The organism is Streptomyces sp. NPDC051913, from assembly GCF_044593635.1.
Classification (GTDB): Bacteria; Actinomycetota; Actinomycetes; order Streptomycetales; family Streptomycetaceae; genus Streptomyces.
On the sequence record NZ_JBIUCI010000034.1, the window covers coordinates 1 to 18,450 of the forward strand.

Annotated in this window: 16 protein-coding genes and 3 pseudogenes; 8 read left to right on the forward strand and 11 right to left on the reverse strand. The window is 68.1% G+C overall.

The features are described from left to right. The first annotated feature begins 360 nt into the window (after positions 1-360). Positions 361-492, forward strand: a complete 132-nt coding sequence (locus tag ACIHIX_RS46560) for a hypothetical protein (protein WP_399966746.1) — start codon at positions 361-363, stop codon at positions 490-492. Positions 493-954: 462 nt separating this feature from the next. Here the strand turns inward: ACIHIX_RS46560 and ACIHIX_RS46565 are convergent, their stop codons facing one another. Beyond that, entirely contained in the window at positions 955-1,221 is a 267-nt protein-coding gene (locus tag ACIHIX_RS46565) for a hypothetical protein (RefSeq protein ID WP_399966747.1), read from the reverse strand. A 1,579-nt stretch (positions 1,222-2,800) separates the two neighbouring features. Between ACIHIX_RS46565 and ACIHIX_RS46570 the strand changes: the two genes are divergently transcribed. After that, entirely contained in the window at positions 2,801-3,187 is a 387-nt protein-coding gene (locus ACIHIX_RS46570) for a restriction endonuclease (protein WP_399966748.1), read from the forward strand. Between the two features lie 303 nt (positions 3,188-3,490). Here ACIHIX_RS46570 and ACIHIX_RS46575 read toward each other — a convergent pair whose 3' ends face one another. The 6 genes from ACIHIX_RS46575 to ACIHIX_RS46600 all read right to left on the reverse strand — a co-directional run bounded on the left by ACIHIX_RS46575 (position 3,491) and on the right by ACIHIX_RS46600 (position 10,206). Further along, positions 3,491-4,669 (reverse strand): cytochrome P450, encoded by a 1,179-nt coding sequence (locus tag ACIHIX_RS46575; protein ID WP_399966749.1) that lies wholly within the window; start codon positions 4,667-4,669, stop codon positions 3,491-3,493. A gap of 552 nt (positions 4,670-5,221) precedes the next feature. After that, the gene (locus tag ACIHIX_RS46580; protein ID WP_399966750.1) at positions 5,222-5,407 is read right to left on the reverse strand and encodes a hypothetical protein; all 186 of its coding nucleotides are present in this window, start codon (positions 5,405-5,407) and stop codon (positions 5,222-5,224) included. Positions 5,408-5,411: 4 nt separating this feature from the next. Further along, entirely contained in the window at positions 5,412-7,304 is a 1,893-nt protein-coding gene (locus tag ACIHIX_RS46585; RefSeq protein WP_399966751.1) for a hypothetical protein, read from the reverse strand. Positions 7,305-7,754: 450 nt separating this feature from the next. Then, the gene (locus ACIHIX_RS46590) at positions 7,755-8,669 is read right to left on the reverse strand and encodes a replication-relaxation family protein (protein ID WP_399966752.1); all 915 of its coding nucleotides are present in this window, start codon (positions 8,667-8,669) and stop codon (positions 7,755-7,757) included. Between the two features lie 257 nt (positions 8,670-8,926). Further along, positions 8,927-9,457, reverse strand: a complete 531-nt coding sequence (locus ACIHIX_RS46595; protein ID WP_399966777.1) for a DNA-processing protein DprA — start codon at positions 9,455-9,457, stop codon at positions 8,927-8,929. A 224-nt stretch (positions 9,458-9,681) separates the two neighbouring features. Beyond that, the gene (locus ACIHIX_RS46600; protein WP_399966753.1) at positions 9,682-10,206 is read right to left on the reverse strand and encodes a hypothetical protein; all 525 of its coding nucleotides are present in this window, start codon (positions 10,204-10,206) and stop codon (positions 9,682-9,684) included. A 413-nt stretch (positions 10,207-10,619) separates the two neighbouring features. On the opposite strand from ACIHIX_RS46600, the gene ACIHIX_RS46605 reads away from it, so the two are divergent. The 3 genes and pseudogenes from ACIHIX_RS46605 to ACIHIX_RS46615 all read left to right on the forward strand — a co-directional run. Further along, entirely contained in the window at positions 10,620-10,814 is a 195-nt protein-coding gene (locus ACIHIX_RS46605; protein ID WP_399966754.1) for a hypothetical protein, read from the forward strand. 733 nt (positions 10,815-11,547) lie between these two features. Next, positions 11,548-12,726 carry a Cmx/CmrA family chloramphenicol efflux MFS transporter gene (locus tag ACIHIX_RS46610; RefSeq protein ID WP_399966755.1) on the forward strand — a complete coding sequence of 393 codons (1,179 nt, stop codon included), beginning with the start codon at positions 11,548-11,550 and terminating at the stop codon, positions 12,724-12,726. Further along, a pseudogene (locus tag ACIHIX_RS46615) lies at positions 12,723-13,729 on the forward strand (IS481 family transposase); the annotation flags it as partial. The gene ACIHIX_RS46610 and the pseudogene ACIHIX_RS46615, both read left to right, overlap by 4 nt. Before the next feature lie 92 nt (positions 13,730-13,821). On the opposite strand, the gene ACIHIX_RS46620 reads toward ACIHIX_RS46615, so the two are convergent. Continuing rightward, the gene (locus ACIHIX_RS46620) at positions 13,822-14,388 is read right to left on the reverse strand and encodes a universal stress protein (RefSeq protein ID WP_399966756.1); all 567 of its coding nucleotides are present in this window, start codon (positions 14,386-14,388) and stop codon (positions 13,822-13,824) included. A 277-nt stretch (positions 14,389-14,665) separates the two neighbouring features. Here ACIHIX_RS46620 and ACIHIX_RS46625 point away from each other — a divergent pair, with 277 nt between their 5' ends. Further along, on the forward strand, positions 14,666-15,001 hold the full coding sequence (locus tag ACIHIX_RS46625; protein WP_399966757.1) for an SAV_915 family protein: 336 nt from the start codon (positions 14,666-14,668) through the stop codon (positions 14,999-15,001). A 20-nt stretch (positions 15,002-15,021) separates the two neighbouring features. After that, positions 15,022-16,365 carry a diaminopimelate decarboxylase gene (gene lysA, locus ACIHIX_RS46630; RefSeq protein ID WP_399966758.1) on the forward strand — a complete coding sequence of 448 codons (1,344 nt, stop codon included), beginning with the start codon at positions 15,022-15,024 and terminating at the stop codon, positions 16,363-16,365. Between the two features lie 110 nt (positions 16,366-16,475). On the opposite strand, the pseudogene ACIHIX_RS46635 reads toward lysA, so the two are convergent. The 3 genes and pseudogenes from ACIHIX_RS46635 to ACIHIX_RS46645 all read right to left on the reverse strand — a co-directional run. Then, positions 16,476-16,622, reverse strand: a pseudogene (locus ACIHIX_RS46635) (zinc ribbon domain-containing protein); the annotation flags it as partial. Between the two features lie 212 nt (positions 16,623-16,834). Then, the gene (locus ACIHIX_RS46640; RefSeq protein WP_399966759.1) at positions 16,835-17,266 is read right to left on the reverse strand and encodes a DUF4240 domain-containing protein; all 432 of its coding nucleotides are present in this window, start codon (positions 17,264-17,266) and stop codon (positions 16,835-16,837) included. A gap of 39 nt (positions 17,267-17,305) precedes the next feature. Continuing rightward, a pseudogene (locus ACIHIX_RS46645) lies at positions 17,306-17,551 on the reverse strand (transposase); the annotation flags it as partial. Between the two features lie 90 nt (positions 17,552-17,641). Between ACIHIX_RS46645 and ACIHIX_RS46650 the strand changes: the two are divergent. After that, positions 17,642-18,154: a hypothetical protein gene (locus ACIHIX_RS46650; RefSeq protein WP_399966760.1), complete on the forward strand. Its 513-nt coding sequence runs from the start codon at positions 17,642-17,644 to the stop codon at positions 18,152-18,154. Positions 18,155-18,450 lie beyond the last annotated feature (296 nt).

Here is an 18,450-nt window from a genome sequence, read left to right on the forward strand (position 1 = left end):
CGCACGAGCACGAGACCAACTACTACGCTCAACACCAGCCCCAACCGGCGGCTGGAGTCAACGCATAGAGCCTCCACCGATCCCGGAGCGGTTCACCTGTGTCCGAACCCTCGGTCTGCCGGCGACGGCATGAAGCGTCGCGCCGACGTGGGCGGCTGACGCCGGCGTGACCGTGCCGATTTCTGCGCGTTGGGTGAAGTGACATGCGTGGATCGGAATGTCGTACGGTTCCCTGTTCTCGCCGGCGTGGAGTCGGGAACTGCTGGTCCTGGTGACCGCCCTGTCATGGCAAGTGGCCCCTGGTCTTTCCTCGAAGCCAGGGGCTATCGATTCGAAGTAGCTTCTCGCGGACGGGCTTGCTTGAGGCGTTACCAGCTCTTCCTCGACCCGACCGACGACAGGGCACGCTCCATCGAGAAGGCCGCCGACCCCGCCCGCGCCCACTTCGGCCCCTTCGCAGTTTTCCCGGCAACTTTGGCCCCGCTGCCCTGAATCCGTTGGTTGTTTGCCCGCAATGGCAAGGCTTGCCCACCCAACTCCCCAGGCTTGCCCAGGACATGCGCACTGGTCACAATGCTGCTGGCCTTCGTGCGGTTAGACCTCCCTCCCGGTGGGCAAGCGCTCGGCCCAGAGGTTGGACGGGTGGGCCATCGCGGCGCTGAGACGGCTCCGGCCGGGTCGTCCGCGCACATCAGCGGGCCCAATCTGCCGCCGCCCGGCCGAGGCGTGGCTGAGCACCTCATCTGGCCAGGTGAGCATCACAGTTGGCCGCTGGTTCTCCCCGCCTATGACAGGGAGAAGCAGCAAGTGGATCAGCGGAAAAGTACTTGGCCTCAGTGGTGGATCAGGAGCTCGCGCAGTAGTCGCAAGGCGTTGGCGGCAGCCGAGACTGCGGCCAAGGCCACACTCCACCGCGGCTTCAAGTTGCCCGGCGTCCTCTGCTGCAAGGTATCGTCAGAGCACATGATGCATCACCTCTCTTGTGGTGATCTTCGGAGCCTGTCGGGGCGAGTCGAAGCTGTGGAGGCCGCTCGCGCCGGCAGGCTTTGCAAATTGGCTGCTTGCGAACAAATCAGCGTGTTCGAGCGCGTAATCGCAGGTCAGCTCGCGTTTTCGCGACAGGAGCTGCACCAGCAGCCCGGCTGTTTGAACGGTAACAAGAGATCGGCGGTTAGCAAATTCGATCCCGGCTATTCGGACACGGATTCCGCTGCTACGCACGGGAGTTGATCGGGCTCCCCCCTGCGGAGGGCTGTGGCCAGGGCCGCAGCGAGGTGCTCGCCGATCTCCCGCGTCGGGTTCTCCACATCTTCCGCGCCGACCTCGCTCGGCAGGCCCTAAACCGGCACAGTGGACCGGTGAGTACGGAAGGAATCAACCAGCCAGGTGCCTCCCCGAGGCGCGACCGCCCCTCCGTGCAGCCGCGTGAGAGCGTCCAGAAGCTGCTACTCGGCGTTGCGGCGTGACCCAGCGCAGGTGTTCGTCTCCGGCGTCGGGCACCAGTCGGCAGCGAGCGCGACATGGTGTGCGGGTGAGGGAACCGATGAATCGATTCCGGACACTTTCGGAGGGTGATGGGCGCTCATTGCATCCGGCCCCGCATCCAATGCAAAGCATCGCAAACTACCGTGTCATTCTGCGCCGACAGCAGTGTCTCCGCACGCATGTGCACTCGGTGAGGATCTGTGCATGGTCCTGCAGGGATTCCTGCGACCCTCATACATAAAAGAAAATTTGACTTAAAGTGATTCGGGTACGGGCTATTGCAGCCGACTGGAATTGCCCCGCGGAGCGTTGCTGCGGCGCGAATGCAGCAATGCGCCGTCGGTAGCGTCGAGGCCCGCGTGACCAACGGGGCGCCCCCGGTCAGGCCATCCTTCAGCGTCAGCTCGACTGTGGCCGTCGGCATCAACCCGCGCAGCGCGTCCCCAGCCGCACTCGACCAGCGACTCGCCGGGCGGACGGCGCCCGGCGTGGTCGCCGCGTGGCGCAGCAGCCCGGTCTCGGCCGCAGATGCCCGATACCGTCGTGGACGCGCTGCGCACGGAACCAGAGTCCTTGGCCTGCAACGCCACCCATCGGCGCTGAGCGGCCGGGGCACCAGGCGATTCTTCTGAGACCGGCCGCCGTGCCGACGTCGTATCTTCGTCGAGCAGGTCGACGGGCTGAGCGAGCGGTATCGACGCTCCAGCTTCGGGCTGAAGCAGTAGCTGCGGGGCGTCGCCGTTGAGCTCGGCGGAGGGGTCGTGAACGGCTGTGCCGCAAGCTGCACTTGGCGGCGGGCCGCAGCCGGCTGCTGGGACTGCTCGAGGTTCCGCCGGTTCCCGACCGGGCCCCGGGCGTGCTCGTGGTCGACGAGCTCGCCTTCCGCCGCGGTCGCCGATATGGCAGCCTCCCGGTCGGCGTTGAGGCCGACTGCCCTGGGAGAATTGGATCTAGCGGTGGCGGAAATGACTGCCTGCTCAGAGCCACATTTCGGGATGGGCCAGCGTGATGACCTCCCGGTGCGAGGAGGACGCGGCGCCACAAAAGACTGCGGTTGGCGCATCCGTAGCCGCGGCCTGTGAGGAACTGTCGAATGACACGACGTACCCAGCACAGGGAGGCGGTGCTCCATGAGCGCACCCACACCCGCCGGCCCCCGGTCGGAAGGCCATGGCCTCCAGCCGCCCGCCTTCGGCCGACCTTCCCCGGCACGGATCGCCAGCGCTGACCACGGCTACGCCCGCCTCCTTACTGCCCAGGCTGCGCACGCGGACACCGGCGATCACGGCCAGGACGACAACGCGCCCGGTCCCCGATGAGCGCCACCCACGTAGCGCTCCACGATCCGCGCGGCTTGGCCGAGGCCGAACTCCCCCTGGACCGTGCTCCGCACGAGGCACTCATCACAGCCGTCCTCGCGTGGAAGGACCCGGACCTGGCACCCCGTGACTACGAACTGATCGCCCTTCACCTCACTGGGCACGCCCGCGCGGTGGCCGCCGACGTTGGGCGCCTCGCTGCAGCCCTGCCCAAGAACGACGGCCGCGGCGCCCTCGCCGAAGTCGTCCTCCGCGAAGCTGATGGCCGCCTGTCTGTCCCGTTCAAGGGCACTGCCGCCTGTGTCCAGAACCGCGCCCGTCTCGTCCGGGCCCTGTACACGCGGCTGGACCGCCTCACAGAAGCCGTGACCGCCGCCAGGTAGCCGACACGGCGTCACCAGTCCGAGAACAGGGGCACTCCGTCGGCAATCGCCGGTAGATCTGGTGGCGTGCACCTCAACGAGCTTGGCCCGCTGCTGGTCCGCCGCCGGGACGGCCGCCTCTGCTTCGACCGCTCCGCGCCGACCGGTCCCTGGGCGCCGTGCAGTGGCCGGAGGACCAACCTGGCGAATTGAAGCTGGCGAATCGGACAGAGCTACCTGAACATTGATCAGATGCTCTCTTAGTGAGTCAGATCATGTCACGCAGCCCTGCAGCAGTTCCGGCATTCGTGCTGTGTCGGACGGTTACACCAGGACGGGAAGCGATGCGAGCCCGCGGACGAGGCGCGTGTGGCGCCACTCCAGCCGGTCGGCTGGTCCAGCGAGCTGGATTGCGGGATACCGGCTCAGTACCGCTTGCAGGGCGATCTCCGCCTCGGCCTTGGCCAGGGGAGCGCCGACGCAGCGGTGGATGCCGTGGCCGAAGCTGAGGTGGGCGGTGGCGTTCCGGTCCAGGTCGAGCAGGTCTGGTGACGGGAAGCGGGCCGGGTCGCGGTTGGCGGCTCCGAGGGCGATCAGTACCGGGGTGCCGGCCGGGATGTCGGTGCCGCCGAGCGTGATGGCTTCGGTGGTGAACCGGAAGGTGGCGGTACTGACGGGGGAGTCGAATCGAAGCAACTCGTCGAGTACGGCCGGGACATCGTCCGGATTCTTGCGGAGGCGATCCAGCTTGGCGGGGTGCTGGAGCAGCGCGAGGGTGGCGGTGCCGAGAAAGTTGGTGGTGGTCTCGTGCCCGGCTACGAGCAGCAGTACCGCCAGGGAGACCAGTTCCTCTTCGCTGAGACGGTCGTCTCCGTCGCGCGCCGAGATGAGTCCGTCGAGGAGGCAGTTGCCGGGGTTCAGGCGCTTGGCGGCGATGAGCGTCGTCATGTAATCGGCCAGGGAACGCGAGGCCGAGTCGATGGTGTCGGGATCGCCTGCCGCGAAAAGCTCTCCGGACCATCGCCGGACGTCGGGTCGGTCTCCCGCAGGCACGCCGAGCAGTTCGCAGATCACGATGACCGGCAGCGGCACCGCCAGGGCGGCCACGAAGTCGAACCGTTCACCGACGGGCCACTGATCCAGCAACTCGTCGGTGACGCGAGCCATGAACGGGCGCAGCTGCGCGATGGCTCCGTTCGTGAACGCCTTGGTCACCAGCTTGCGCAGCCGGGTGTGCTGGGGTGGATCGGTGGCCAGCATGGTCCGTGCCACCGCCGGGTGAAGCCGACGTCGTGACTCCTTGCCCGCGAAGAACGCGGCCGTGTCCTTCGAGAGCCGAGTGTCGCCGAGGGCTTCCCGGGCTTCCGCGTAGCCGGTGACCACGTAGCTGGGGTGCCCATTGGCCCCGGTGGGCAGGGGCTGCACGGGGCAACTGGACCGCATGGCCGCGTAGGTGGGGTAGGGGTCCTGGAGGAAGCGGGGATCTTGGCTCAGGTCGGTCATGCTTTCAGGCTGCAGCCCGCTCAAGCTGGTCGTCATCCGCGACACGCCCAACACAGGGCCCTCAGGAGTTGGTTGGTCGGTTGCCAGAAGGAGCAGGAGCCGCTCCGTGTCCGCGCAGAGGTCCTTGCAGGAGAGGGCCATCGCCGACGGCAGGACGACTCGTCGGCGAACCGGCCGGTCTTCGAGGCGGGCGGCCCTGCCTTCACAACCACCGCTTCGACCGCCGTGGCTCCGTGCTCCGTTCCAGCGCCGAACGTGGCCCGGGCCCGAGATCGGGAGGGCCCTCGTGTGGGCCGGCCCTGACAGTCACGTGCGCGTCTTCGATGCCCGCTCCGGACAAGCCCTCACCGACGGCCCGCAGGAGCGGGCCGTCGTCATGGCCGAGGTCGACCTATTCCTCACGTGCCTTGTTGCGGAGCAGGAGGTCTGGCCGGGCGATGGCCCGCTGGCCCCACTCTTGCGTCAGGTGTGAGCCCACCGCTTGCCAGCGTACACGTGATGATGCCCAGCCGAGCGCGCGGCGCCGCAGGACGGTCTGCAGGATGTCCTCGGTCAGTCGGCACCAGGCCCGGCAGACCAGGGACCCGTGCTTGCCGTCACGGCGGCCAGGTACGCGGTGACGGCGGCTGTGTCCTGGGACTGGGTGCGTAGTCCGCTGTGTCCGTCCGGGCGGATCAGGAGGAGTTCGGCGTCGTGAGCCTGATACGTCGGCCGTGCCGTGGCGAGTGCGGTGACCATCGAATCAGGTTCTCCGCAGGACTCGGCCTGCGCCGGCCGCGATGGTGGTGGCCAGCAGCCAGCCGGTGCCGATGAGGACGATCCCCGCCCACTGCATGGCCCCGGACGGCTCGTATGCCCGTTCCTGGCCGAGATCGACCAGCGGCAGCAGGAGATCGAGGGTGTAGATGACCGGCTGGAAGCGGGGGTACGGGCCGCCGCCCACGGGTTCGGGCCGCCACGTCCCGAAGAGTGCGGAGCCGGCGGCCAGAAGGCACACCAGCAGCCATACTGCCCGCAGTGGGCGGTATCCGTAGCCGACCCCTGCGTCCTGCAGCAGGCTCCACAGCCGGGCGGGGAACGCGAGGGTCGGCCGCAGGTTGCGCTGCTTGGCGACCAGGACGGTCCGGGCGTCGGCGTCCCGGCCGTGGCGTCGGTAGACATCGGCCAGTTGCTCGTAGGGCTGGGGCTTGAAGCCCTCCGGGTCTTGCATCAGCCAGGGGAGGCGTTCCGTGGCGGGCAGGGTGGGACGCAGCATGTCGTACACGGTGCCGTCCAGGATCAGGGAGGCGGGCCAGGTAGAGGACTCGTCCCAGATCAGTGCCGCCTTGGTACGGCTGAGGTCGACGCTGCCCCTGGGAGGCTCTCGGAACTGAAGAAGCAGTGCGGCGACTTTCGTGCCGCGGCAGACGAGGGCTTCCTCTTCAACAGCCGTGTCCAGGATTGCACCCTCGAAGGACAGGACGCTGCGCACGGTGGCGTTGCTCATGCCGACCTTGCCGTGGACAGTGAATCCGCGGCTCATGTGCGCGACGCCTCCGATGTCGGTGCCGTGGGCGCTCAGGGCGGTCGGGCTGCTGTTTGGCGCGGTCAGTTCGGCCCCGTCCAGCAGGAGCGAGCCGCCGATCCGGGCGTCGCACAGGTCGACGGTGCCGTGTGCGGAGAGACCGTCACGGCAGTCGAGGTCGCCGCCGATGTGCGCGCGGGCCGCCGTCAGTGCCGTACCGGAAGAGTGGTTCAGGCGGGCGCCCTTGAGGACGACGCTGCCGCGTATCGAGGTGTCCGCGAGGGTGATCGGTCCGTCGATGACGAGCCCCCGCTCGGCCTGGATGTCGCCTCCGATCTGGGCGCAGCCGAGGTGGAGAGCGTAGTCGCCCGCGTCCAGGCCCGGGCCGGTGAGGGTGGCGTCGAGGAGTTCCAACGACGCCCCGATCGAGGCGCCGCAGAGGTTGACCGTTCCGGCGCAGGAGAAGCCACGGCCCATGTACAGGCCGCCGCCGACGGTGAGTTCGGACATCTGGAGATTTCCCCTGGGGGTGCTGATCGTCGCTCCCCGGAGTATGACCAGGTCCTGCACGCGGGCATTGGTCAGGTAGAAGGTGCCTGCGCAGTCCAGACCCGTCGCCGACAGGGATTCGTCCACGGCGACGGACCGGGCGTCGATGGCGGCTTCCCCGGGGCCGGGGCGGATCTTGGTGCCGTCGAGGAAGAGATGGGTGCCGACGGTCAGCGAGCGCAGGTCCAGGGTGCCGCCCGCCGTGCAGCCGGTGACCTTGAACTCCCGGGCGGTCCGGGCGCTGTGGGCTCGCAGCCCGGGGAACTGGCACTCGTCGAGTTCGAGCGCCTCCAACTGTGCGCCGTCCAGGCGCGGCGCCTCATCCAACCGGCACCGCCGCAGCCGTACGGCCCCGCCTATGGCGGCCTCGGACAAATCCAGCTCCCCGCGTATCCGCATGCCCCGCAGCCGGAGCCGGGCGAGGTGGCCCGAGCGCGGGGGCGGCACGGTCAACAACAGCTGGCGCACGGCCTCTCCCCGTACCTCCGGCACACCCTCGCACCACTCACCGCGCCGGTAGGCCTCCCACATCCGGCACTCGCCCTCACCCCACCCCGTCGGCGGGTCGTCATCGTCCGCCACCCGAGTCCCCCTCTATGCAGTGACGCCGATCAAATACCACGTTGCTGCCCACGCGGGGGAAGAAGTATCCGGGCTCCGTATGGAGGAGCTTGTTCGCCTCATCCCGATCTCATCGATGGCGCGTCACGTGCACTGCGGTTCATGTGGCCAACCATCGCGGTCTTGTGTCACGGGGATCACCGCTGGTCACTCTGTGCGGCGATAGATGGCTTGGACTGAGCAATTCGGTCAACGGATGCTCAGGCCAGAGGGCCGCTGTAACCACAGTTCCAGAGGCCCTGCACGCCCTGCAGGCCCGTGGGACGGGTGAGGCCAGGGTGGCCGGAACGCTCGGACGGCCAGTTCCGGGAGGCGGATAGGTCTTCAGCGCTATGGGTGCCCCAGGAGTGGCGCTGCTGGCCGGAACGCGTAGGCCTCAGGCTGTTGGGGACGCAGCCCCGGTCGATCTGATCACAAGCTGGTCCAGGGGCGCTTATCGCCGCGGGCCAGTGGTACCCACACCGGTGCGGACGGTCCGTGCTTTTCGATGTCCTCCAGGACGGCGGCACCGAGTGGCACCTCCCGGGCGAGGGCGGCAACGAGGGGGTGTTGGGCGGTCATGGCCTGCAGGTCGCTGATGCGGTCTTGCAGTCGTGCTCGGGTGGCGCCGGTGACGACGAACAGGACGCGGGGAAAGACGGGATACCAGCGCAGCCATGCCGGGCCGGTGGAGGCGGGTCGGTGGCGGCCGATGGGCTGTGTTTCGTGGTGGAAGAGTCTGGCGGAGTCGATGAGTTTCACGGCGAGGCGTTCGCTGCTCATGGTGGTGCGGTCGACTTCGACGAACGCGCGGAGTTTGCGGCGGTGTTGGCTGTCGACGTGCGTGTAGTGGAGGACGGCGTCGGCGACGAGTCGTTGGCCGTCGCCGATGGGGTGGGCGACTTCGGGTGTCCAGTCCCATGGTCCGTGTTCGTGTCCGAGGCGTCGGGCGTCGGTGGCGAAGGGCAGGTGGGCGCGGACGACGCACAGTGTGTGCGGTGTCTTCAGCGAGGCGGCGGTGGTGGAGGTGATGGGGTAGGGCGGCCGTCCCCGCAGCAGGGGGAGATCACGGGTCAGCCGTATCCCGTTGGGGGTGAGGTACCAGGCGTGGGTGCGTGATCGGTCTGCTTGCTGCAGCGGGGTGAGGTCGGCCAGGCCCGTGGTGCGCAGTTTGTTGAGGACGCGGGAGATGAGCTGGCGGGGGCTGTTGGGGCGTAGCATCGGCCGCAGTTGGCCGGTGGTGGCCATGCGGTGCAGGGGAAGCCCGGTCAGGACCTGCAGACGCAAGGGTTCAGCCGGGCTGGGGGCCGGTTCGGGGCCCGGAACACCTGAACGGGAACGGGTCATAGCAGCAGACAACCGCCTGCCCCTGACCATGAGCCCGACCATGGGGCCCTGACCATGGTTACGGCTCAGCAACGGCCTTGTGGTCGGGGCGTGGTCGGGCCCACCGGCTCCGGTCTGTCCGTGCCAGCTGATCGGATGAAGCCAATGGCTGATCCGAGCAGCGTCTGCTGCTGCGGGGCGTGGTGGCGAAGCCGCGCCGTGCCGGCCATCGGGCGACCCCCGGCCCGCAAGGGACCACTCCAAACCGGCATTGGTCTTCAGCGTCGCGCCGCTGGCTGCGGTGCCGGGCCGGTAGATGACTGCCGCGCGCTGCCCCTTTCGTGGAGGGCGCGCAGGAGCGGGGTGTGCACGTGGGGAGGGGCGTCATCCAGGGCGCGCGGCAGAGGGGGCAGCGTCGCCCGGCCCGCTTCGATGGCGGTCTGTTGGGCGGTGGAGTCGACGGCGTGGGCGAGCGTGACGCTGATCGTGTAGTTGGCCTCCGCGAGGGTGGCGGCGAAGTGGTGCGCGCGGGTGACGGCGTGCTTGGTGAGGGCCCGGTCGCCAGTCATGGTGACGGTGCTGACGGTCAGTTGTGCAAGTTGCTCGCGGTCGCGGACCCACAGGCTCAGCGGGCGGGTCCCAGGTTGGGGGGCGTGGACCGGGACGACTACGGGGCGCTGATTCTGGCGAACACGTTCGATGGGATGTCGAGGAACGATAAGGACCTGCTGGACTACTACGACGACGGGTGACTGAACGACGGCACTGGCAGACGTGGAGGCGGAAGGGCCCCGCGCCGGATTGTCCAGGCGGGGCCTTCGTCATGTGGTGGCGCTACTGCCGGAGCAAGAGGGCCTCGTACTCGCTGCAGTCGCCCCCTTCAGCGGTGCGCGCGTTGCAGCCCCGGCCGTACTCGTGGCTCTCGTATTCTTCGGCGGTCGCAGCCGCGTACTCGGAGCAGTTGCGGGCGGTGCCCTTCCTGACCTTGCGATGCAGGCCGGATTCAGGCGATCAAGATGGCGCCATCTTCCGATCAGTTGGTGGATCCGCACGGTGTGAGGCCTGTAGCCTTCGAGTCCTTCGCTTCCAGCGGCGCTGGCACATAAATCTCTTTCTCCGCCAAAGCGATGTCGCGCCGATCGCGTGCCGTGAGGCTCTTGATGTCTCCTCCGGGGAGCCGTTGCCACAACGTTCCGGAGGGCTCTGCGGCAACGAGCGAGGCAATGCTCCAGAAGGTGAGACGGAAGCGAGGGCTCACTTGGGTCTCAAGGACGCTGTAGGGGATCTCGTACCGGGTGCACGGGGGGATGGTTCCGAGTAACACCATGCCTGCTAGGGGCCGTTTGGCAATCCTGCCGTTCGGTTGCGTCCAAAGCTCCTCAGAGGCGATCTTCAAGTAGACGATCACAGGCTCAAGATTGCGATTGGCCACGAACTGTGTCCAAGTCACGCCGCCGCTGTCGTCTCGCTCGGTTTTCCACATCGTGAGGTGCGACGTCAGCTTGCGGCCCTCTTCCTGATGGTCCTCCCTGGATTGCGCAAGCTGGTCGTCGGCCACTTGGGCAGACTTCCATGTACCCCACGCCGAAACCGCCAGGCTTGCTGCGGCGACGACAGCAGCAGCAACTGCCGTGTGCCTTGTCCAGTCAGTGCGCTGATACCAGCGGTAAAGCCACCGAAATGGAGCGCTGGCCCAAAACCACATCGACCGAGGCGAATGGCGCTGATGGGAGCGTATTCGCAGCGGTGGGCGAGGGGTAATGGAACGTATGCGTAGCCGAGGTGGGCGAGGCCGTGGAGCAGGCATAGAACCTCTCGAGATTGGGCTTATGTCGCCCAAGACGCACGCACGCAGGCGTCAGTTCCGCCCTACGGGTGCCAGACGACGCAAGGACTTTCCTCGAGTGTTCAAGCCTTCCTGAGACGCATGCTCCGCGTTGGGCCGCGGGCACCACCCCACAGCCCAGTGGCGTGTCTGGACCGGGCAGGATCAAGCTCCTGGCGGGCGTCAAGGATGAGGTTCTCCGTGCTCATTTCCAGGCTGCATTGATCGTGAAGTACTCGGCCGCGAAGCTGCCCGAACTGGGCGGTGTCCTTGAGCTGGTGGAGGTTCTTCCGGTGTCGAGCGTCAGTGGTGCGTTGCTGCAGAAGCAGATGGGACGGTGAGTTCCTGACGGGCCTCAGAGGATCTGGGCACTCCGGGATTTCTGATGTTGGCCTGCGGGTAGTTCATCGCGAGATGGCCTACCCGGAGGAGGCGTGAGCGCCCGAAGGCCATAACGACCCGCAAGCCCCGGGAGGGGCGGTTGCCGAAGGGTGGAGGGGACAGGCAACCAACGGGCGTGACCAAGGAGTCCAGGCATGTTTCAGGCGTGCCGGGATCTTGGCACGCCTGAGAAGCGGCCACAGGTCCCGGAGAAGGGACCTACCGCTGTGAACACCCTCAACGCGGCGCTCAGTGCAGCCGCAGCAACTCTCGCGCTCGGGGCCGAGGTCTTCCGCTTCCTTCGTGACCGTCGAGCCCGGAGGCGGTCTGGGACGTCCATCGACGAGAGCTGATGTGAGCCGGCCGTCTGACGCTCCGGGAAAGGGGCGTCAGGCGGCCCGAGTCGTGAGTCGTCGTAGACGGCCTAGGTGTTGCGGGACAGGACGTTGGTAGGCAGGCCGATGTTCGGGAAAGCAGGATGCTTCGACGTGCGTCGGTCGGGTAGCGTGCGGGCCATGTCGAGTCCTGAGTCAGACAAGGTGGGGGCTTTCGGTCACGCCGTCAGCCCCCTGAACCACTGAGCTCGTAGCCCTGTCGTCGCGCCGCTTTCTGTGGTGGGACGAGTTTGCGCTCGGGGCTGGCCGCGGTGACGAGATGACCTTCTCGTGCCTCTCCTCACCTCGGAGCCACTCGATGCCTCTCCCGCTGTACCTGCTTGCCATGGCGGTCTTCGCCATGGGCACCTCGGAGTTCATGCTTGCCGGCCTCTTGCCGGACATCGCCTCGGAGTTCGACGTCACCGTCGGGACAGCAGGCGTGCTCACCTCGGCTTTCGCGATCGGCATGATCGCCGGCGCACCCCTGGTGGCCGCGCTTGCCCGCAACTGGCCCAGGCGCCCAGCCCTTCTCGGGTTCGTCCTCGCTTTCGCGGCAACGCACGCCTTGGGCGCCGTCACCACGGGCTTTCCCATTCTGTTCGCTACCCGAGTGGTCGCGGCAGTCGCGAACGCGGGGTTCCTCGCCCTCGCTCTGACCACAGCGGCCGCTCTGGTCTCACCCGACAGGAAGGGACGCGCACTGGCCGTCCTGCTGTCGGGCACGACGGTGGCCACGATCGCCGGTGTCCCCGGTGGGTCAGTGCTCGGCACGACACTCGGCTGGCGGGCCACCTTCTGGGCAGTCGCCGCTCTCTGTCTGCCTGCCGCTCTCGGCATCCTGAAAGGCATCCCCGCAGGACGTGACGAGGACGAGGCGACCGGCAGGCCGGCGTTGCGAGCGGAGCTCGCCCAGCTCGCCCGGCCGCGGTTGATCCTGGTGATGCTGCTCGGCGTGCTGGTGAACGCGGCAACCTTCGGCAGCCTCACCTTCCTCGCCCCCGTGGTGACCGACAGCGCCGGGCTGGGCGAGTTGTGGATCTCTGTCGCTCTGGTGCTCTTCGGTGCCGGTTCCTTCGTGGGCGTCACCGTCGCCGGACGGCTGTCCGACCGAAGTCCCGGCCCGGTTATCGCGATCGCCGGTCCGTTGCTGCTCATCGGCTGGCCCGCTCTGGCGGTGCTGGTCAACGAGCCGGCCGCCCTGTTCACTCTCATGTTCGTGCAGGGCGCGCTGTCGTTCGCGCTGGGCAGCACGCTAATCACCCGGGTCCTCTACGAGGCCGCGGGAGCCCCCACGATGGCCGGCTCGTATGCGACGGCGGCGCTGAACGTGGGCGCCGCCGTCGGCCCCGTCGTCGCTGCAGCCACGCTCGGCACCGAAGCCGGGGCTCTCGGACCGCTCTGGACAAGCGGGCTTCTCGTCGCGGTCGCGCTGCTCATCGCATTCCCCCTCCTCACCGTCATCACGGCCGGCCGGAACACAGAGGTGCTGCGGTGACACATGCGAACGCGCCCTTGAACATCGAGGGACGCCGACGGCTTGGGAGCGCTGCCGCACCCGTGCGATCGCACACGTCGCCGCCGAGGCGGGTGTCTCCCGCGCCTGTCTGTCCAAGTGGAAGAACCGGTACGACACGCACGGCGAAGTCGGGCTGCAGGACCGTGTCCGAGCGTCCCGCGGTCTTCACCGACCCAGATCCCGCCCGATGTCGTCGAACGTACCGAGCAGCTGCGGCGGGACAACAACTGGTCCGCCCGCCGGATCACCCTTGCACTCGCGAGCCAAGGCGTGCGGATCAACGAACGCACCGTAGGCCGGTGGCTGGAGCGCCTGGGCATCAACCAGCGCCGCTTCCTCGAGCCCGACGGCTCGACCAACAGGCGTCCGAAACGGATCGTGGCCCGCGACCCGGGCCACATGGTCCGCCTGGAGGTCAAGAAGGTCGGGCGTATCCCCGACGGCGGAGGGCGGCGGGCCCACGGACGCGGCTCCGAAGCAGGCCAGGGCTGCACAGCGCGCAAAGACCGGTGGGGCCAAGGGCGGGTACGTCTACCTGCACTCCGCCGTCGACGGATTCTCCCGCCTGGCCTATACCGAGCCCCTTGCCGACGAAAGGGCCGTCACCACGGTGGCATTTCTCAGCAGGGCCCGCGCGTTCTTCGCCGCCCACGGCATCCACCGGGTCGTGCGTGTGGTCACCGACAACGGCGCGAACTACCGCGCCGCGATCTTCGAGCGCGCCCTCATCCCGTGGGCCTCCCGCCATCAACGGACCAAGCCGTACACGCCCCGCCACAACGGCAAGGTCGAGCGCTACCAGCGCATCCTCGCTGAAGACCTCCTGTATGCCAGGCAGTGGTCCTCTGAAGCAGAACGGGCGCGGGCGATCGCGGTCTGGAACGTCCACTACAACTACCACCGGCCTCACACCGCCGCCAGTAACCGTCCTCCGGTCTCGCGTCTCCACGTGGGCGTCACCAACGTCATGGCCAGCAACACCTGGGCCCACATCCCGAGCACGTTCGCGAACACCAGTTGGCCATCTGACTCCTTCCTGAGCACGCGGACCTGCGGCGGTCGTTCCCAGCGCGCTCAGCTGCGAGGCGGCGGCACTGCGAACTCCCGCTCCACGTGCCGGGTGTCCAGCCGCAGCTGCAGCACGTTCCGGCGGTGCGCGGACTCCAGAGTGGCCTGGAGTGGGGAGTGCGGTACTGCCAGTACCGGGCAGCCGGCGTGGGCGAGGCAGTGGCGGGCGACTGAGGGCCACATTGCTCGGCGCAGCCGGCCCCGTCGTCCGGCGCCGATCACGATGACGTCGTTCTCACGGTCGGCGAGCTGCACCAGCGCCGGTCCCGGGACGCCCCGGGCGATGAGTGACCGGCCGGGCAGCCCGGTGTCCGTGCCGCCGAACACCTCGTACAGCGACTTCAGCAGTCGCTCCCGCGCCAGCCGCTCCCAGTCCTCGACCAGGATGGTCGCGGCCGTGGACCTGCGGGCGGCGATGTTCCCACCGGGCGGCTCCCAGGCCAGCACCGGCCAAAGCTCGGTGCCCCGCCGCCGGGCCTCGTCTGCGGCCCGGGCCAGGGCGGTGAGACTGCCCGGCGAACCGCTCACTCCCACGACGAGGCGAGCGGTCGAAGACGGGTGGGACTCGGACATCTGATCCTCCTCGGAACAGCCTCCATCTCACCTCTGTTCCTGGGCTTTCGAACACCGCTCGCGGCACTTCTTGGCACCCTTCTGACGGCCCTTCACACGCCCACCCAGCAGCCGCGTCAGCACTCCGTCAAGGTCGCCCGGATCACCGTCAGCGTCCCGTCAGGGCCCGCCCGTCAGCGGGGGAGACCGGGCATAACGTCGAGGGCGAGCCCCGGTCCGCCTCCCCGCGTCCGGGGCCTCACAGATCACCCGCACCCTGCCTTTCAGGAGGCACCCCATGGCAGAACTCCTTCAGGACGACGATCCCGAACCCTGCGATCGATCCCCGGCCGGCCCCCTCTACGTTCCCGTCCGGCCGGGCCCTTCCGGATGTGCGGCCCGGCTCTTTCGCACCCCGCTCGGTGACCGTTCGGCCGTCGCCTTCACCTCCGCGCACAGACTCACCGCCGCGCTCGGCCCCGACCAGGCATGGATCCGCCTCGCCGAGCCCGCCCTGCGCGCGCTGACCGCCCCGCTCGGTATCACCACCGTCACGGTGGACCCGCTGTTCTCGGCATCGGCTCCCGCCCCGGTCGAGCCCGCCGCTTCCGTTCCCGCACTGCGGATCGCCTGAGCCCGAGAGGGGCCGTCACGATGACCACGGTTCACGAAACCGCCGCCACCACCGAAGCTGCCGCGTCCGCCGAACTGTCGGTGTGGCCCGCCTCCACCACCGAACCCCGGCACGGCCACCTCGCGGTGGGCGGCGTGCTGCTGGCGGCGATCGCCGACCGCTTCGGCACCCCCGTCTACGTCCTCGACGAGGCCGAGGTCCGCGACCGATGCCGCACCTACCGCGACGCCTTCCCGGACGCCGAAGTCCTCTACGCCGCCAAGGCGTTCCTGTGCCGGGCCATGGCCCACTGGGTCGAGGAGGAGGGCCTCGGCCTCGACGTCTGCTCCGCCGGTGAACTGGAACTCGCCGTCACCACCGGCTTCCCGCCGGACCGCATCACCCTCCACGGCAACGCCAAGTCCCCGCACGACCTGGAGGCCGCCCTGCGTCTCGGCGTAGGGCGGATCGTCATCGACAGCCCGTCCGAGATCGCGCGGCTGGCCGCGGCGGTCGGGCCTGGCGGCCACCAGAAGGTCATGGTCCGGGTCGTACCCGGCATCAGCGCCGGCGGCCACGAGAAGATCCGCACCGGCACCGACGAGCAGAAGTTCGGCCTCTCCATCGCCGACGGCTACGCCCAGCACGCCATCGCCCGCATACTCGATCAGCCGCAGCTCGAACTCACCGGCCTGCACTGCCACTTGGGCTCACAGATCACCAGCGTCAAGCCGTACCTCGTCGCCGTCCGCCGCATGGTGGGCCTGATGGCACGCCTCCACGAGCAGCATGGCCTGACCCTGCCTGAACTCGACCTCGGAGGCGGCCACGGCATCGCCTACCGGCCCGGCGAACCCGCCCTGGACCTGACATCCTTGGCGCGCGAGGTCCGCGCCGAACTCACCGACGCGTGCGCCGCGGCCGGACTCGCCGTCCCCCGACTGATCATCGAACCAGGGCGGGCGATCGCAGGTCCGGCGGGCGTCGCGCTCTACCATGTCCTGTCCGTCAAGCGCACCGGCTCGCACACCTACGTCGCCGTGGACGGCGGCATGAGCGACAACCCGCGCCCTGCCCTGTACGGCGTCCGCTACGCACCCCGCCTGGTCGGCCGCCACAGCACCGCGGCCCCGGCCCGGGTGACCGTCGTCGGCCGGCACTGTGAGGCGGGCGACGTCCTGGCCGCCGACGTCGAACTCCCCGCCGACGTACGCCCCGGAGACCTCCTGGCCGTACCCGTGGCCGGCGCCTACCACCTGTCCATGGCCTCCGGCTACAACCTGGTCGGCCGCCCGCCGGTGGCCGCCGTACGCGAGGGCCTCGCCCGCGTCTTGGTCCGCCGGGAGTCCCTGGAGGACATCCGACGGAGGGACGTGGGGCTTTGACATGCTCCTCGCTCTGAAGGGCGAGGATTCTGGCCCTCCTTGACTGGCTGCCGTGTCGCTACGCGGCGCGGTGTCCGGTCGGGAATCCGTGGCTTCCGGCTTCTTCGCACTGCGCTGCAGGTCCATTCCCGGACGTTGAGGGGTTTGGGTCCGTCCACGGCGCCGCAGGTGGAGCAGGTCTGGGAGGTCGGTGTGAACCGGCCGATCGTGACCAGGGTGCGGCCGTACCGTTGCGCCTTGTACTGGAGCATGCCAATGACCTGAAGGCGTACCGCAGCTGTATGACGATCACCGTAGGCACGTCGAACCCACGTCGTGACCGGAGGCGTGTGAACGATCCGTCACCGTGACGAAGCAGGGTCCGGCTCCGCCGCAATGAGGCCGCGACGCTCCGCGTCGCAACCGCAAGATTCGCTTCGCCCCCGGCCCAAGACGTCGTTTCTGATGGTGAGGAACGGATCGTCGGCGTCTATAGCTCCGTCCACCCGGCACGATTGGAGTAGGACTCGTAGCTGTACTGGGTACTGCGGTCCCACTCGTCTCCGGTGAGGTGCTCGTATGCGTTGTTGGGTACGTAGAGCAGTGCCTCGGCCCAGACGAGGTCGCTGGCGTAGGGCATGAACCGCTGTGGGTCCCGAAGTACGCTCTCGTACTCCTCCCGGCCAGCTGCGACGACCGCAGCCCTGGTGTAGAGGAACTGATCGCTCGACAGATCATCGCCATATTCCTGACGGTCCAGTCTGTACAGTGCCCAGGAGAGCTGCTCGGCGAAGCCGACCACGTCAAACACGGGTCCCTTTGCTAGGCGGGCTGCCAGAGAAGCGGCGAGCTGATGGCCGTCAGGGTCAGGGGTTGAAGGGCTGCACTCATGGATGAGCTGCCAAAAAACGTCCTCGTTCATGTCGCAGAGCATGACGGACGGGTGTGACAGGCAGCATCGTCAGGCCTTCTCCCTGGCCAGTCTGCGATAGGCGATCAGGGCTGCGGCTATGCCGACGAAGGCGAGGAAGTGTTCGGCCTTGCGCTCGTAGCGGCGGTGGAGTCGGCGGCAGCCGGCGAGCCAGGACTCGGTTCTCTCGACGACCCATCGGTGGCGGCCGAGCCGCAGTGAGGACTCGATGCCCTTGCGGGCGATGCGGGGGCGGATGCCGCGCCTGCGGAGCCATCGGCGCAGGTGGTCGTAATCGTGAGATTGCTCCGGGGCTCTGAGGATCTGCTCGCCGGGGTATTACCGAAGAACGCGGGGTCCGTAAGGTGTGTCGGGGGGATGCGGCTCATGGTATTCAACATCATCTCGCTCGTGATGTCGGTGATGGCCTTGGCGGCATCCACGTGGGGGGTCAGCCAGCAGATCAGACGGGCCGGCGCCGACAGTGATCTGGCCATGACGACGGAAGTGCTGTTGACCCACATTCGCGACCCTGAGTTCCAAAAGGATCAGCGCTGGGTCCTGTTCGAGCTGACCTCGCAGCACAGTCCTGACCAAGGTATCGACCTTCTGCCGGATGAGGCCAAGTACCGGGCGTGGAACGTCGCGTTTGTCTTCGAAGCCATCTCCATCATGATGCGCTTCGGCATCGTCAACTCCGAGATCCTCATCAGCCTGTCGCACCATCGCCTGATGCGGACTTGGGAAGTCCTGGAGCCGTACATCCAAGCCGAGCGTGCCCGGCGCGGCAGCGTGGTCTTCCCGTTCTTCGAGGACGCCTACGCCACGGCGCGACGAACCGATCCGGAGGCGCTACATCGCCGGCTGGGACTCAAACAGGCAGACGGCAGACGGCGGTGAGCAGAAAGCTGCTCGGCACGTGCCGAAGAAGTTCACCCAGCGGATCGAGTACGCGGCAACGAACAGTGGCGCCGGCAGCAGCAGTTGGACCAGCCCGCCGACCAGGCCACGCCCACTGGTCAGCTGCCCACTTGCGCGTCGACGCTGCTGGTTCTCTCCGCGGACGGCAAGGGCATCGTCATGAGGCCAGAGCATCTGCGCGAGGAGACCGCCCGCGCCGCCCAATGGGCCCAACACGTCTTTCGCACCCGGCTGTCAAGTGGCGAGAAGGCGAACCGGAAACGGATGGCGACGCT

What these genes read in the sequence shown, in the direction of transcription:
- ACIHIX_RS46625 (WP_399966757.1), top strand. Translation starts at nt 14,666, where the DNA reads ATGGCAGAACTCCTTCAGGACGACGATCCCGAACCCTGCGATCGATCC.
- lysA (WP_399966758.1), top strand. Translation starts at nt 15,022, where the DNA reads ATGACCACGGTTCACGAAACCGCCGCCACCACCGAAGCTGCCGCGTCC.
- ACIHIX_RS46640 (WP_399966759.1), bottom strand. Translation starts at nt 17,266, where the DNA reads ATGAACGAGGACGTTTTTTGGCAGCTCATCCATGAGTGCAGCCCTTCA.
- ACIHIX_RS46610 (WP_399966755.1), top strand. Translation starts at nt 11,548, where the DNA reads ATGCCTCTCCCGCTGTACCTGCTTGCCATGGCGGTCTTCGCCATGGGC.
- ACIHIX_RS46580 (WP_399966750.1), bottom strand. Translation starts at nt 5,407, where the DNA reads ATGGTCACCGCACTCGCCACGGCACGGCCGACGTATCAGGCTCACGAC.
- ACIHIX_RS46590 (WP_399966752.1), bottom strand. Translation starts at nt 8,669, where the DNA reads ATGACCCGTTCCCGTTCAGGTGTTCCGGGCCCCGAACCGGCCCCCAGC.
- ACIHIX_RS46650 (WP_399966760.1), top strand. Translation starts at nt 17,642, where the DNA reads ATGGTATTCAACATCATCTCGCTCGTGATGTCGGTGATGGCCTTGGCG.
- ACIHIX_RS46575 (WP_399966749.1), bottom strand. Translation starts at nt 4,669, where the DNA reads ATGACCGACCTGAGCCAAGATCCCCGCTTCCTCCAGGACCCCTACCCC.
- ACIHIX_RS46570 (WP_399966748.1), top strand. Translation starts at nt 2,801, where the DNA reads ATGAGCGCCACCCACGTAGCGCTCCACGATCCGCGCGGCTTGGCCGAG.
- ACIHIX_RS46620 (WP_399966756.1), bottom strand. Translation starts at nt 14,388, where the DNA reads ATGTCCGAGTCCCACCCGTCTTCGACCGCTCGCCTCGTCGTGGGAGTG.